We start from the raw sequence: 13,787 nt of genomic DNA on the forward strand, positions 1-13,787 counted from the left end.
CCCGACCGGCGCACCCGCCGGAACCCCGGCCGCACCCGCCCCAACCCCGGCAGCACCCGGCTACCCCGCGCGTGCCGTCGTCGACCTGGCCGCGGTCCGCGACAACGTCCGCGCCCTCGCCGGGCACGCGCCGTCGGCCCAGGTGATGGCCGTCGTGAAGGCCGACGCCTACGGGCACGGCCTGGTGGCGAGCGCGCTCGGGGCGCTCGCGGGCGGTGCGACGTGGCTCGGGACCGCGCAGCCGAGCGAGGCGCTCGCGCTGCGTGCGGCGGGGATCGGGGTGGACCGCGCGCGCGTCCTCACGTGGCTCTACCCGCCGGGCGCGCCGCTGCGCGCGCTCGTGGAGGCGGACGTCGACGTGTCGCTCGCCGCGCGCTGGGCCGTCGACGAGGTGGTCGCCGCCGCCCGTGCCGCCGGCCGGACCGCGCGCGTGCACCTCGCGGTCGACACGGGCCTCGGCCGCAACGGGATCATGCCCGCGGACCTGCCCGACGTGCTCGCCGCCGTCGCGCGCGCCCAGGCCGAGGGCGCGGTCCACGTCGTCGGGCTGTGGTCCCACCTCGCGTTCGCGGACGAGCCCGGGCACCCGAGCGTCGTGGCACAGGCCGACGTGCTCGACGAGGCCGTCCGGCTCGCGGAGCGCGCGGGCGTCGCGCCCGAGCTGCGCCACCTCGCGAACTCCGCCGCGACGCTCACCGCGCCGCGCACCCACTACGACCTGGTCCGTCCGGGGCTCGCGGTGTGGGGGATGACGCCGGTGCCGCAGCTCGGCCCGCCGTCGCGGTACGGGCTCCGGCCCGCGATGACGCTCGAGGCGCGTCTCGCGACGGTCAAGCGCGTGCCGGGCGGCCACGGCGTCTCCTACTCGCACCACTACACGACCCCGCGGGACACGACGCTCGGGGTCGTCCCGCTCGGCTACGGCGACGGGATCCCGCGGCACGCGTCGGGTGGCGGCCCCACGGCCGCGCCGGGTGGCCCGGTGCTCGTCGGCGCACGCCCCGGGGCGGACGGCGGGCGCGTCGTGCGCGTCGCGGGGCGCGTGTGCATGGACCAGCTCGTGCTCGACCTCGGCCCTGCCGCGACCGAGCGCGCGGGCGACGTCGTCACGCTGTTCGGCGCGGGCGACGGCGTCGAGCACGACGGCGTCCCCACCGCCGAGGACTGGGCGCGGGCCGCCGGGACCATCAGCTACGAGATCACGACGCGCCTCGGCGCGCGCGTGCCGCGCGAGCACGTGGGGACCGACGTGCTCGACGACGGCGCGCGGGCGCTGCTGGCCGACGACCCCAGCCAGGACGAGACCACGGAAAGGACGGTCCGCGCATGAGCGACGACCCGACCCCCTCGACGCCCGCCGCGCCTCCCGCGGACGCGGCGGCGGAGACCGCGACGGGCACGTCGTCGCAGGCGGCGCGCGACGTCGTCGTCCTGCCCGACGCCGAGGCGACGCGCGCGTTCGGCCGCGCCCTCGCCGGCGTGCTCCGCGCGGGCGACCTCGTGATCCTCACCGGCGACCTCGGTGCGGGGAAGACGACGCTCACGCAGGGCATCGGCGCCGGGCTCGGCGTGCGCGGGCAGGTCGCGTCGCCGACGTTCATCGTCGCGCGCGAGCACCCGTCGCTCGTGGGCGGCCCGGCGCTCGTGCACGTGGACGCGTACCGCCTCGGCTCGCTCGACGAGGTCGACGCGCTCGACCTCGACTCGAGCCTGGAGGAGTCGGTGACCGTCGTCGAGTGGGGCAGCGGGCTCGTCGAGGCGCTCGCGGGCGACCGGCTCGAGATCGTGCTCGAGCGCCCGCGCGGCGACGCGACCGGCGGCACGTCCGACGACGAGGACGCGCCCGAGGCGGGCGCGCGCCGGGTGACGGTGCGCGGCGTCGGTCCGCGCTGGGCGGACCTCGACGTCGCGGCACTGTCCCGCTAGCCCGCTCGCGAGGAGGACGTCGCGGTCTCGGCCGTAGGCTGGGGCCGTGGCTGTTCTCGCGCTCGACACCTCCGCCTCCGTCACCGTCGCCGTCGTCTCCGACGACGGCGCCCGTCTCGCCCGCCGCGACGCCCCGGAGCGCCGCCGGCACGCCGAGGCGCTCGCCCCGCTCGTCGAGGAGGCGCTCGCCGAGGCCGGGGTCGACCGCCGCGACCTCACGGCCGTCGCCGTCGGCACGGGCCCCGCGCCGTTCACGGGCCTGCGGGTCGGGCTCGTCACCGCCCGGGCGCTGGGCTTCGCGCTCGGCATCCCCGTGCTCGGCGTCCCGAGCCTCGACGCGATCGCCGCCCAGGCGGTGAGCGACCTCGGCCTCGAGCCCGACGACGAGCTGCTCGTCGCGACCGACGCGCGCCGCCGCGAGGTGTACTGGGCGCGGTACCGCGTCGTCGCGCACGAGGGCCCGCACGCCGTGCCGGTCCTGGAGACCGTCGCCGGGCCCGACGTCGGGCCGGCGGCCGCGGTCGCCGAGCACGCCGCGGGCGCCGTCGTCGTGGGGGAGGGCGGCGAGCTCTACCCGGACGCGCTCGACGCCGCCGAGGACGCGCCGCAGGTCCCCGACGCCGCCGTGCTCGCCCGGCTCGCGATCGCGCGCCGGGCCGCGGGGGCCGGACAGCCGACGGAGCCGCTGTACCTGCGCCGCCCGGACGTCCACGAGGCCGCCGCACGCAAGCGCGTGAGCGACACCGTGCCCGCCCCGGCGCCCGAGGCGACCCGATGAGCGCGCGCCGCTACGAGATCCGCCTGCGCCCGCTCCGGGCGGCCGACCTCGACCGCGTCGTCGAGCTCGAGCGCGAGCTGTTCGGGCGCGGCGCCTGGACGTACGGGATGCTCGCCGACGAGCTCGCGGGCCTCGGACGCTGGTACGTCGCCGCCGAGCCCGTGCGGCTCTACGCCGCCGGCCCGCAGCCCGTGGTCGGGTACGCGGGCCTGTGGTTCGACGGCGACGTCACGCAGGTCATGACCCTCGGCGTCGACCCCGCGTTCCAGCACCAGGGCGTCGGCTCGACGCTCCTGGAGGCGCTGATCGCCCGCTCGCGCGACCTGGGCGCGAGCGCGGTGCTGCTCGAGGTGCGGGTCGACAACGACCCGGCGCTCGCGCTCTACGCGAAGTACGGGTTCGAGCAGCTCGGCATCCGCAAGCGCTACTACCAGCCCGAGGACGTCGACGCCTACACGATGCGGCTCGAGCTCGGCGCGACCACGACTCCCGACGGGCCGGACGCGCCGGACTACGGGACGGCGTCCGAGACGGGCGCCGTCGCGTGACCGCGTCCGCGCCGCGCGGCCCGGGCCTCGGCACGGACGACCGCGGGTCCGACGCCGCGCGCCGCGACCGCGTCCTCGTCACCGCGGCCGCCCTGGCGGCGGCGCTCGCGGGCGGACGCCCGCCCGTCGTGCTCGACGTGCGGTGGGCGCTCGGCGTCACCGACGGGCGCGAGCAGCACCGCGCAGGGCACGTCCCGGGCGCGGTCTACGTCGACCTCGAGACCGAGCTCGCCGCGCCGCCCTCGGCCGCGGCGGGCCGGCACCCGCTGCCCGACCCCGCCGACCTCCAGGCCGCGGCGCGGCGCTGGGGCGTGCGCGCGGACCGGCCGGTCGTCGTCTACGACGCCGTGGGCGGCACGTCCGCCGCGCGCGCCTGGTGGCTGCTGCGCTGGGCCGGGCACGAGGACGTCCGCATCCTCGACGGCGGGCTCGCGGCGTGGCGGGCCGCCGGGCACGCGCTCGACGCGGGCGAGGTGCGGCCCGAGCCGGGGGACGTCGTCGTCACGCCGGGCGGGATGCCCGTGCTCGACGCCGACGGCGCGGCCGGCCTCGCGACGTCGGGCGTCCTGCTCGACGCGCGCGCGGGCGAGCGCTACCGCGGCGAGGTGGAGCCGGTCGACCCGCGCGCGGGACACGTCCCCGGCGCGGTGAGCGCGCCGACGACCGACAACCTCGCCGCGGACGGGACGTTCCTGGACCCCGTCGCGCTGCGCGCGCGGTTCGCGGCCCTGGGGGTCGTGGACCCGGGACGGGAACCGGGCGCGGCGCGGCCCACCGTGGGCGTGTACTGCGGCTCCGGCGTGACCGCGGCGCACGAGGTCGCCGCGCTCGCGACCCTCGGCGTCGACGCGGCGCTGTACGCGGGCTCGTGGTCGCAGTGGTCGAACGACCCCGCGCGGCCCGCCGCGCCCTGACGCGGGCGGCCCGGACGCGCGCGAGGCGGCACCCCGTGGAGGGGTGCCGCCTCGTGCGTGCGGGTGGGACGGTCTCAGAGGATCTCGGCGACCTGGTGGAAGTCGAGCCGGGCCTGGCGCGGGAAGTGCGCGCCCTCCTCGGCGGGGTAGCCCACGTTGATCGCGACGAGCGTGCGCCAGCCGGACTCGCCGAAGAACTCGGCGTCGATCCCCGCGGCGTCGAAGCCGGTCATCGGCCCGACGGACAGGCCGGCGGCGCGCAGCCCGACGATGAGGTAGCCGATCTGGATGAGCGCGTTGGTGCGGGCCATGCCCTCGCGCAGCTCGGTCTGCGGGTCGAGCTGCTCGGTCATGCCCTCGCGGAACGGCGCGAGCGTGCCGAGGTGCTGGTGGAACGACGGGTCGGCGGCGGCGATGACGGTCACGGGCGCGGCGAGCGTCTTGTCGCGGTTGAAGTCCGCCATGTGCGCGCCGAGGCGCTGCTTCGCCTCGGGCGTGCGCACGACGAGCAGGCGCAGCGGGAGCGTGTTCATCGCGGTGGGTGCCCAGCGGACGAGGTCCCAGGCCGCCTGGATCTGCGCGTCGGTGACGGGCTCGTCCGAGAAGGCGTGGGTCGTGTGCGCGTCGCGGAACAGGCGGTCCGCGGCCTGCGCGTCGATCGCGAGCTGGTCGGCGAGCTCGTTCGGCGCGGCAGGGGACTCGATGAGGGTGTCGGTGCTCATGACCGGACCAACGGTTGAGCGTTGAATCATCTTCCCGACAGACGGTGTGACGTGGGCGACACGGCGCGGGTCGGCCCCGCACGCGACTACCCTGGACGCCATGCCTTCCACACTGTCAGTGAGCCGTCCGTGAGCGCCGGCGAGCCCCTGGTGCTCGGCATCGAGACGTCCTGCGACGAGACCGGCGTCGCGCTGGTCCGGGGTCGCGAGCTGCTCGTCGACACGGTGGCGAGCTCGATGGACGAGCACGCGCGCTACGGCGGCATCATCCCCGAGGTCGCGTCGCGCGCCCACCTCGAGGCGATGATCCCGACGATCGAGCGCACGCTCGGCACGGCGGACGTCGACCTGTCCGAGGTCGACGCGATCGCGGTCACGGCCGGGCCGGGGCTGGTCGGGCCCCTGACGATCGGCGCGTCGGCCGCCAAGGCGCTCGCGCTCGCGCTCGGCAAGCCGCTCTACGGCGTCAACCACGTCATCGGCCACGCCGCCGTGGACGAGCTCGTGCACGGCGCCTTCCCGGAGCGCGTCATGGCGCTCGTCGTGTCCGGCGGGCACAGCTCGCTCCTCCTGGTCGACGACGTCGCGACGTCCGTCACCGAGCTCGGCTCGACGCTCGACGACGCGGCCGGCGAGGCGTTCGACAAGGTCGGGCGCCTGCTCGGCCTCCCGTACCCGGGCGGGCCGCACATCGACCGCCTCGCGCGCGAGGGCGACCCGACGGCGATCCGCTTCCCGCGCGGCCTCACGGCGCGCAAGGACCAGGAGAAGCACGCGGACGACTTCTCGTTCTCCGGCCTCAAGACGGCCGTCGCGCGGTGGGTCGAGGCGCGCCAGGACGCGGGGGAGGAGATCCCCGTGCACGACGTCGCGGCCTCCTTCGCGGAGTCCGTCGCCGACGTGCTCACCGCCAAGACCATCGCGGCGTGCGAGCGGCACGGGGTGTCGACGCTCGTCGTCGGCGGCGGGTTCAGCGCGAACTCGCAGCTGCGCGACATGGCCGCGAAGCGCTGCGCGGAGGCCGGGATCGAGCTGCGCATCCCGCCGATCCGCTACTGCACCGACAACGGGGCGATGATCGCCGCGCTGGGGTCCGCCGTCGTGCGGGCGGGCGTGGCGCCGTCGAGCCTCGACATCGGCGTCGACTCGTCGATGCCGCTGACCGTGACTCACGTGTGACCCCGGAGCCCGGTCTCACGCCCGACGAGGCGCTGCGGCGCGCCCACGCGTGGGCGCACGCGGCCGCGTCGGCGCCCCCCGGGCCCGAGCGCGCCCGGGCCGAGCACACCGCCGCGTACTGGGCGGCGCAGCACCGGGCGCTCCTCGCGGCCGTGCCCGCGTACGGGTCCGCCGCCGTGCCCGTCGGCGCGCCGCCCTCCGGGACGGCGGGTGCGACGACCGCTCCGCCGTACGGTCACGCCTCCGCCGCCGCGCTCTCCGGCGCCCCCGCGGTCCAGCCGGCCTCCGGGGCGCCGGCGGCGACCGTCCCCGCGTACGGGGCGTCCACCATCTCGTGGGAGGTGCCGCGCCGCCGTCGGGGCCGTGCCGCGCGGGTCGTGACGTTCGTCCTCGTGCTCGCAGTGTCCGTCGTCGCGTACCTCGTCAGCTCCCTCGGCGGGGCGCGGGACGACGGCGCGGTCCTGCCCACCGAGCAGGAGGGCGCGGTGCCGCCCCCCACGGTCTGGGAGGACCCGAGCCCGGACGTGGCCGCGTCGGCCACCGGCGTGGAGGCTGCCTGGAAGGCGGGCGAGTACGCCGAGCCGTTGCCCGACCCCGTGCCGGGCGCGACGCAGACGACGCCGTTCCTGCCCGAGCACCCCGACCCCACGGCGTGGCTGCTCGCCCTCAACCCCGCCAACGAGGGCGTGCAGGTCGTGTTCACCGACGACCCGACGCTGAACTGCGGCATGGCGCACGTCGCCGAGCACGACGCGTACGCGACGGGCTCGGCGGGCTGCTTCCAGCCCTCCCACCCGACGGTGCTGTTCGTGTGGTGGGGCGAGGACTCCGACCCGGCGACCAAGCAGGTGCTCCTCGCGCACGAGCTGTCGCACATGCTCCAGTGGTGGCACGAGTTCGACCTGATGCAGTCCGCCGTCGACTCCGGCTTCGCCGAGGACGAGGAGTGGACGCACGCGCTCGAGACCGACGCGACGTGCCGCGTGCTGTCGTGGGGCGGGTACTCGGAGGCGGCGGCCGACCGGACGTCGTCGCCGTGCGACACCGAGGACTGGTCGCCGGCGTGGCTCGCCGACAGGGCCGCCGACCTCGGCGTGGTCCTGCGCGACTACTGACCGTCCCGGGCGGACCGTCAGAGCGGGCGGCCCGCCCGCATCTCCGCGACGAGCGAGCGCACGACGGCGTCCAGCTCGCCCCCGTTGCGGCGCGCCACGGCGCGCTGGCGCTGGTAGGAGGCCCCGCGGCGCACGATCGTGCGCACGCCGTCGAGCTCGTCCAGGCAGCCGAGGCGCGCGGCGACGGGCTCGAGCTCGACGAGCAGGCGCCCGACGGCGTCGGTCACGAGCTCCTCGTTGCCCTCGCGGTCGAGGATGATGATCGCGTCCATGCCGTAGCGCGCGGAGCGCCACTTGTTCTCCTGCGCGAACCACGGCGGGATGCTCGGGAGCTCGCGGCCCTCGTCGAGCATCGTCGAGAAGTGCTCGACGAGGCAGTGCGTGAGCGCGGCGAGCGCGAGCAGCTCGGAGATGTTCGTGACGCCGTCGCAGATGCGCGTCTCGAGCGTGCCGAACTGCGGGGCGGGGCGCAGGTCCCAGCGGATCTCGTCGAACGCGTCGATGACGCCGGTGTGCAGCATGTCCGCGACGTAGCCCTCGAGCTCCTCCCAGGTCGCGAACTGGAACGGGAGCCCCGCCGTGGGGAGCTGCTGGAACATGAGCGCGCGGTTCGACGCGTACCCGGTGTCCTTGCCGCCCCAGAAGGGCGAGCTGGCCGAGAGCGACTGGAGGTGCGCGAACGTCGTGAGCATCGCGCGCTGGACCGGCAGCACCTTGGCGCGGTCCTCGATGCCGACGTGCACGTGCACGCCGTAGATGAGCATCTGCCGTCCCCACCACTGCGTGCGGTCGATGAGGGTGTTGTAGCGCTGCTTGTCGGTGACCTTCTGCTGCGCCCAGCGCGCGAACGGGTGCGTGCCCGCGCTCATGAGCTCCACGCGCAGCGGGTCGGTCACGGCCCGCAGCTCGTCGATCGAGCGCTCGAGGTCCCGGCCGGCCTCCCCGACGGTGCGGCACACGCCGCTCACGACCTCGACCGTGTTGAGCAGCAGCTCCTGCTTGATGGACGGGTGCGCGCCCCCGTCCACCGGGCGCACGGCGTCGAGGACCGTCTGCGCGACCTGGCGCAGGTCGCCCGAGTCCGCGTCGACCAGCGCGAGCTCCCACTCCAGCCCGACGGTCGAGCGCTCCGACCGCGCGAAGGGGATCGCGGTGCGGCGCGGGAGGGCGCTCACCGCGTGCCGTCCGGGGTGGCGCCCCGCACGGCGCCGGCCGGGGGAGCGGCGAGAGGCTCCACGACGAGCACCTGCTGGGACCCGCCGACGCGCGTCAGGACGATCGTCGCGGCCGCGTCGCCGGTGAGCGCGAGCTGGCGGCGGAGCTGCTCGGGCGTGACGGCGGTGCCCCGCTTCTTGATCGTCAGGCGCCCCACGCCCCGCTCGCGCAGGTAGGAGCGCAGGCGCTTGAGCCCGAACGGCATCGTGTCGAGCACGCGGTAGCCGCGCGCGAGCCCGTCGGCGAGGCCGGTCGCGTCGAGCGGCGCGGGGGAGTCGGTCGTCACGTACGCGATCGTCCGGTCGAGCAGCCGCCCGCCCAGCCCGCGTGCCGCGTGGGCGACGAGACCCGCGCGGATGACGGCGCCGTCGGGCTCGTAGAGGTACTGCCCGACGGCGCCCACCTCGGGCACCACGTCCTCGTCGCCCGGGCGGTGGGCGACCCGGCGCGTCGTGGTGCGCTCGGTCCCGTCCGGCCCGGTCCACGGGGTGAGGACGAGCGCGGAGCGGCCCGGCCCCTCGGGCGCGAGCGGCCCGAACCAGAGGCCGGCCTCCACGACGTCGCCGTCGACCGAGACCCACTCGGTCTCGGCGTCCGCGGGCAGGCCGTCGTGCGGGATCCCGGGGCCGACCTTGATGCCCACGGCGGGGACGCGCTCGCGCAGCGCCCACACCGCGTCGAGCGGCGGGGCGTAGGCCTTCGGGTCGAACACGCGCCTGCCGCCCCGTGTCCGTCGGGCGGGGTCGGCGTACACGCCCTCGATCCGCTCGCCCTCGAGGTCGAGCGCGAGCCCGTCGCCGTGGCGCACCTCGGCCTCGGGGAAGTGGCGCAGGTTCACGGTCGCGATCGCCGCGGTGAGCTCGTCGACGTCGGTCGCGAGCACCTCGAGCTCCGCCGCGGCGAACGCGAGGGCATCGACGCCGATCCCGCTCGTGAGGTCGGCGACGCGCCGGATCCCCGCGTCCTGGTACCGCCGCGCGTGCAGGCCCGCGACGACGAGCCGGCTCGCCTGCTCCAGCCCCGCCTGCGTGAACAGCATGCCGTCGGCGAACGCGCCGAGCTTGCCGCGGGCGGCCGCGCGCAGCCGCGACTGCGTGAGCGCCGCGGCGGCCAGGTCCGGGTCGACGCCCTTCGCGCGCAGCCCCGCCGCGAGCACGAGCGCCTGCTGCTCGTCGTACGGGGGGAGCGCGCCGAGCAGCGCCCAGCCCTCGGGGCTGAGCAGCTTGGTCAGCGTGGCGGCGTCCATGGCGTCGATCCTTCCACGGGGGACGGGGACCACGCGCAGCCGGGGCCGCGATCGTCCGAGGGGCGGACGTTGGCACTCGCCTTGACCGAGTGCTAACGGCGACCTAGATTTGAGGACGTGCCGCCACCGCTCGCGGAGGCGGCACCACGTGCGACCAGGCTGTCCGGCACCCGCGACGACGGCCAGCCGGTGCGCTCGACCCATCCGTTGCAGTTCTCACCGCGAAAGGGGAGGTCCGACGTGTCGGTCCCCATCAAGCCGCTCGAGGACCGGATCGTCGTGAAGGCCCTCGAGGCCGAGACCACGACCGCATCCGGCCTGGTCATCCCGGACACCGCCAAGGAGAAGCCCCAGGAGGGCGAGGTCCTGGCCGTCGGTCCGGGCCGTGTCGACGACAACGGCAACCGCGTCCCGCTCGACGTGAGCGTCGGCGACAAGGTCATCTACAGCAAGTACGGCGGCACCGAGGTCAAGTACGGCGGCGTGGACTACCTGGTCCTGTCCGCGCGCGACATCCTCGCCGTGGTGGTCGGCTGACGCCGACCCGTTCCAGCAGCAGGGCCCGCGACCGTCCGGTCGCGGGCCCTGCTGCGTTCCGTGGCCGGTCGCCCCACCGTTCCCACGGGTCGTGCGCACGTGCTCCCGGTACGACGTCGTACCGGTGCCGTGCAGGTCTGCTGGTGGTACTGCTGCTGGTCGTGCTGCCGGTGCTCAGCCGGTGCGGCGGGCGCCCCCGGCGAGGATCGCCGCCCGCTCGTCCTCGCTCAGGCCGCCCCACACCCCGTACGGCTCGCGCACGCGGAGCGACTGCTCGCGGCACTGCATCATGACGGGGCACGAGTGGCAGATCGCCTTCGCGGCCTCCGCGCGACGCCGTCGCGTCGAGCCGCGCTCGCCCTCGGGGTGGAAGAACAACGTGTCGTCCGCGTCGCGGCACGAACCCTGGTACTGCCACTCCCACAGCTCCATGACGGGCCCGGGAAGCCTTGAGATCTCAGCCATGGCGAACAACCTACAAGCGTTTCAGAAGTTGTTCAAGCCCCCTGTGCGAGAAAGGTGAAGGGCCAGGTCACGGCCGTTCGGAGGCGTCACGCGGCTCGTGGAGGCGGCGAGAACGGTGCAGCATTCGCGTCTAGGCTGACGCGATGCGGCCCTGCTGGCGCGTTTGCGCGCATGGTGAACAAACTTCGCACAAGCCTGGCGCGAAGGGTGCAGGACTGTGACCTGGACGAGGTGGCGGGACGGTGGCGCGGTCGGCAGAATCGATCCATGACCTCCGTCCGGTCCGCCCCCGACCCCGAGGGAGCCCGACCGAGCATGTCCACGAACCCCGGCCTCGCCGTCGCCGCCGTCGCGCGTCGGCTCGGCGTCGCGCCCGCGACCCTGCGGACCTGGGACCGCCGCTACGGCCTCGGGCCCTCGCAGCACCGCGCGGGCTCCCACCGGCGCTACACGGACGACGACGTCGCCCGCCTGGTCGTCATGCGGCGCCTCACGTTCGACGGCGTCGCGCCCGCCGACGCGGCCCGCGCGGCCCTGGCCGCCGACGACGACGAGCTCGACGCGCACCGCGGTGCCGTCTCGTTCGACGAGCACGGCGCCGAGGGCGGCACCGACGCCGACGACGACCTCGACGCGGACGACGCGGCCCCCGAGCCCGCTGCGCCGTCGCGCCCGTTCCTGCGCGCGGTGCCGGGCGGAGAAGGCGCGCGGGGGACCGCGCCGCGCGCCCTCGGCGTGCGGGAGGCCCCGCGGCCCACGCGCGTGTCCGACGTCGTCGACGCCGCGATCGCCTACGACCAGCGCACGTGCGACCGGCTCCTGCGGATCCCCGCGGGCGGCGACCCCGCGGCCTGGTGGTCCGACCTCGTCGAGCCGGCGCTCGAGCGGCTCGCCGAGCGCACCGTGCTCGCCGGCCCGGGCGAGGTCCCGGAGGTCGTGCTCGCCAACGCGACGCTGGGCGCGCTGCGCGAGTACACGCAGGCGAGCGAGGACGCGATCGTCGCGGCCGGCGGCCCGCCCCGCAACCACCCGAGCCGCATGCGCCGCATCGTCCTCGTGTTCGCGGCGCCGGACGAGCCGCTGCCCCTGGCCGCGCACGCCCTCGCCGCGTCGCTCGCGTCGCACGGCGCGATGGCCCGCATCGTCACCGGGCCGGCGAACGTCCACCGCACGCTCGAGATCGTCACGATGGTGCGGCCCTCGGCGGTCGCCATGGTGACGACCCAGGCGCGCCCCGACCTGGGGATCGTCCACGCCGCGCACGAGGCGAACCCGAGCCTGCCGTTCTTCGTCGGGCTCCCGAGCGACGAGGCCGCCGGCGACCTCCCGCTCGCCGCGACGGTGCACCGCGTGCGCAGCTTCCCGGGGCTCCTGCACGAGCTCCTCGCGGTCGTCCGCTGAGGTGTCGGGCGGGGCGTCGCGCGGGCGCCGGTGCGCGGACGGTGCGGGAATACGGGAGGGCCCCGCGGCGTAGAATCCTGGTGTGACCGCCTCGCCCGTCCCCGCCGCCGCTCCCGACCGCGACCCCTTCGGTTTCCTGGGTCTCACCTACGACGACGTCCTGTTGCAGCCCGGCTACTCGGACCTGGCGCCGTCGGACATCGACACGACGACGCGCCTGACGCGTGAGATCTCGATCCGCGTCCCGCTCGTCTCGGCGGCCATGGACACCGTCACCGAGTCGCGCATGGCGATCGCGATGGCGCGCCAGGGCGGCATCGGCGTCCTCCACCGCAACCTGTCCATCGAGGACCAGGCGCTCCAGGTGGACCTGGTGAAGCGCACGCAGACGGGGATCATCGACAACCCGGTGACCATCGGCCCGGACGCGACGCTCGAGGAGCTCGACAAGACCGCGGGCGAGTACCGGATCTCCGGCTTCCCGGTCCTCGACGCCGAGCGCCGCCTCATCGGCATGGTGACCAACCGCGACCTGCGCTTCACGCCCGTCGCCGAGTGGGCGACGACGAAGGTCGACGAGGTCATGACGCCCCAGCCGCTCATCACGGGCCCGGCGGGCATCTCCCGCGAGGAGGCGACCGCGCTCCTGCGCAAGCACAAGCTCGAGCGCCTGCCGCTCGTCGACGCGGACGGGCGCCTCACCGGGCTCATCACGGTCAAGGACTTCGTCAAGTCCGAGCAGTTCCCGAACGCGTCGAAGGACGGCCAGGGCCGCCTGCTCGTCGGCGCCGCGATCGGCTACTTCGGCGACGCGTGGCAGCGCGCCACGACGCTCATCGACGCGGGCGTCGACGTGCTCGTCGCGGACACCGCGCACGGCAACGTGCGCATGCTCATCGAGATGGTCGCGCGCCTGAAGTCCGACCCGGCGACGCGCGACGTCCAGGTCATCGGCGGCAACGTCGCGACGCGCGAGGGCGCCCAGGCGTTCGTCGACGCGGGCGCGGACGCGGTCAAGGTCGGCGTCGGCCCGGGCTCCATCTGCACGACGCGCATCGTCACCGGCGTGGGCGTCCCGCAGGTCACGGCGGTCTACGAGGCGTCGCTCGCCGCGCGCCCGGCGGGCGTGCCCGTCATCGCGGACGGCGGCATGCGCCACTCGGGCGAGATCGGCAAGGCCATCGTCGCGGGCGCGGAGTCGGTGATGCTCGGCTCGATGCTCGCGGGCACCGAGGAGTCGCCCGGCGACACGATCCTCGTGAACGGCAAGCAGTACAAGGCGTACCGGGGCATGGGCTCCATGGGCGCCATGTCCTCGCGCGGCAAGAAGTCGTACTCGAAGGACCGCTACTTCCAGGCCGAGGTCACGAGCGACGACATGATCGTCCCCGAGGGCATCGAGGGCCAGGTCGCGTACAAGGGCTCGCTCGGCACCGTCGCGCACCAGCTCGTCGGCGGCCTGCACCAGACGATGTTCTACGTCGGCGCGCGGACCGTCCCGGAGCTCCAGGAGAAGGGCCGCTTCATCCGCATCACGTCGGCGTCGCTCAAGGAGAGCCACCCGCACGACGTCCAGATGACCGTCGAGGCCCCCAACTACACCGGCTTCTGAGGCGGGCCACCGCCCGCACGACGACGGCCCGGCGTCCCGCACCCCTCCGGGTGCCGGGTGCCGGGCCGTCGTCGCGTCGCGGACACGTCGTCGTCCGCGTGCCGCGTCAGACGGAGGGTCCGTCCGGTG

The 13,787-nt window shown here is 75.7% G+C and carries 14 protein-coding genes; 10 read left to right on the forward strand and 4 right to left on the reverse strand.

Translation table 11 applies throughout. The features are described from left to right. The first annotated feature begins 85 nt into the window (after positions 1-85). The 5 genes from alr to ABRQ22_RS18995 all read left to right on the forward strand — a co-directional run bounded on the left by alr (position 86) and on the right by ABRQ22_RS18995 (position 4,166). Positions 86-1,330 carry an alanine racemase gene (gene alr, locus ABRQ22_RS18975; protein WP_353709582.1) on the forward strand — a complete coding sequence of 415 codons (1,245 nt, stop codon included), beginning with the start codon at positions 86-88 and terminating at the stop codon, positions 1,328-1,330. Further along, positions 1,327-1,926, forward strand: coding sequence for a tRNA (adenosine(37)-N6)-threonylcarbamoyltransferase complex ATPase subunit type 1 TsaE (tsaE, locus tag ABRQ22_RS18980; protein ID WP_353707815.1), 600 nt, complete (start codon positions 1,327-1,329; stop codon positions 1,924-1,926). The genes alr and tsaE overlap by 4 nt, the downstream gene beginning before the upstream one ends. Positions 1,927-1,972: 46 nt before the next feature. Beyond that, positions 1,973-2,704 carry a tRNA (adenosine(37)-N6)-threonylcarbamoyltransferase complex dimerization subunit type 1 TsaB gene (gene tsaB / locus ABRQ22_RS18985; protein WP_353707816.1) on the forward strand — a complete coding sequence of 244 codons (732 nt, stop codon included), beginning with the start codon at positions 1,973-1,975 and terminating at the stop codon, positions 2,702-2,704. Next, the gene (gene rimI, locus ABRQ22_RS18990) at positions 2,701-3,252 is read left to right on the forward strand and encodes a ribosomal protein S18-alanine N-acetyltransferase (RefSeq protein ID WP_353707817.1); all 552 of its coding nucleotides are present in this window, start codon (positions 2,701-2,703) and stop codon (positions 3,250-3,252) included. Before tsaB ends, rimI begins: the two co-directional genes overlap by 4 nt. A gap of 92 nt (positions 3,253-3,344) precedes the next feature. After that, entirely contained in the window at positions 3,345-4,166 is an 822-nt protein-coding gene (locus tag ABRQ22_RS18995) for a sulfurtransferase (protein ID WP_353709583.1), read from the forward strand. A gap of 74 nt (positions 4,167-4,240) precedes the next feature. Here the strand turns inward: ABRQ22_RS18995 and ABRQ22_RS19000 are convergent, their stop codons facing one another. Then, positions 4,241-4,888 (reverse strand): malonic semialdehyde reductase, encoded by a 648-nt coding sequence (locus ABRQ22_RS19000; RefSeq protein WP_253050835.1) that lies wholly within the window; start codon positions 4,886-4,888, stop codon positions 4,241-4,243. Between the two features lie 129 nt (positions 4,889-5,017). Here ABRQ22_RS19000 and tsaD point away from each other — a divergent pair, with 129 nt between their 5' ends. Together tsaD and ABRQ22_RS19010 are read left to right on the forward strand one after the other, a co-directional pair. Beyond that, positions 5,018-6,067, forward strand: a complete 1,050-nt coding sequence (tsaD, locus tag ABRQ22_RS19005) for a tRNA (adenosine(37)-N6)-threonylcarbamoyltransferase complex transferase subunit TsaD (protein ID WP_253050836.1) — start codon at positions 5,018-5,020, stop codon at positions 6,065-6,067. Next, on the forward strand, positions 6,064-7,182 hold the full coding sequence (locus ABRQ22_RS19010) for a hypothetical protein (protein ID WP_353707818.1): 1,119 nt from the start codon (positions 6,064-6,066) through the stop codon (positions 7,180-7,182). Before tsaD ends, ABRQ22_RS19010 begins: the two co-directional genes overlap by 4 nt. A 17-nt stretch (positions 7,183-7,199) precedes the next feature. On the opposite strand, the gene ABRQ22_RS19015 is transcribed toward ABRQ22_RS19010, so the two are convergent. Both ABRQ22_RS19015 and ABRQ22_RS19020 read right to left on the reverse strand, forming a co-directional pair. Continuing rightward, positions 7,200-8,357, reverse strand: coding sequence for a glutamate--cysteine ligase (locus ABRQ22_RS19015; RefSeq protein ID WP_353707819.1), 1,158 nt, complete (start codon positions 8,355-8,357; stop codon positions 7,200-7,202). Further along, the gene (locus ABRQ22_RS19020; protein WP_353707820.1) at positions 8,354-9,643 is read right to left on the reverse strand and encodes an SAM-dependent methyltransferase; all 1,290 of its coding nucleotides are present in this window, start codon (positions 9,641-9,643) and stop codon (positions 8,354-8,356) included. Before ABRQ22_RS19020 ends, ABRQ22_RS19015 begins: the two co-directional genes overlap by 4 nt. Before the next feature lie 240 nt (positions 9,644-9,883). Between ABRQ22_RS19020 and groES the strand changes: the two genes are divergently transcribed. Then, positions 9,884-10,180 (forward strand): co-chaperone GroES, encoded by a 297-nt coding sequence (groES, locus tag ABRQ22_RS19025; protein ID WP_253050840.1) that lies wholly within the window; start codon positions 9,884-9,886, stop codon positions 10,178-10,180. A 174-nt stretch (positions 10,181-10,354) separates the two neighbouring features. On the opposite strand, the gene ABRQ22_RS19030 is transcribed toward groES, so the two are convergent. Beyond that, positions 10,355-10,645, reverse strand: a complete 291-nt coding sequence (locus ABRQ22_RS19030; RefSeq protein ID WP_031316449.1) for a WhiB family transcriptional regulator — start codon at positions 10,643-10,645, stop codon at positions 10,355-10,357. Positions 10,646-10,912: 267 nt separating this feature from the next. Between ABRQ22_RS19030 and ABRQ22_RS19035 the strand changes: the two genes are divergently transcribed. Continuing rightward, positions 10,913-12,046, forward strand: coding sequence for a MerR family transcriptional regulator (locus ABRQ22_RS19035; RefSeq protein WP_353707821.1), 1,134 nt, complete (start codon positions 10,913-10,915; stop codon positions 12,044-12,046). Positions 12,047-12,128: 82 nt separating this feature from the next. Further along, the gene (guaB, locus tag ABRQ22_RS19040; RefSeq protein ID WP_253050842.1) at positions 12,129-13,658 is read left to right on the forward strand and encodes an IMP dehydrogenase; all 1,530 of its coding nucleotides are present in this window, start codon (positions 12,129-12,131) and stop codon (positions 13,656-13,658) included. Positions 13,659-13,787 lie beyond the last annotated feature (129 nt).

Origin of the sequence: Cellulosimicrobium sp. ES-005 (assembly GCF_040448685.1) — a bacterium.
GTDB classification, from domain to species: domain Bacteria; phylum Actinomycetota; class Actinomycetes; order Actinomycetales; family Cellulomonadaceae; genus Cellulosimicrobium; species Cellulosimicrobium cellulans_G.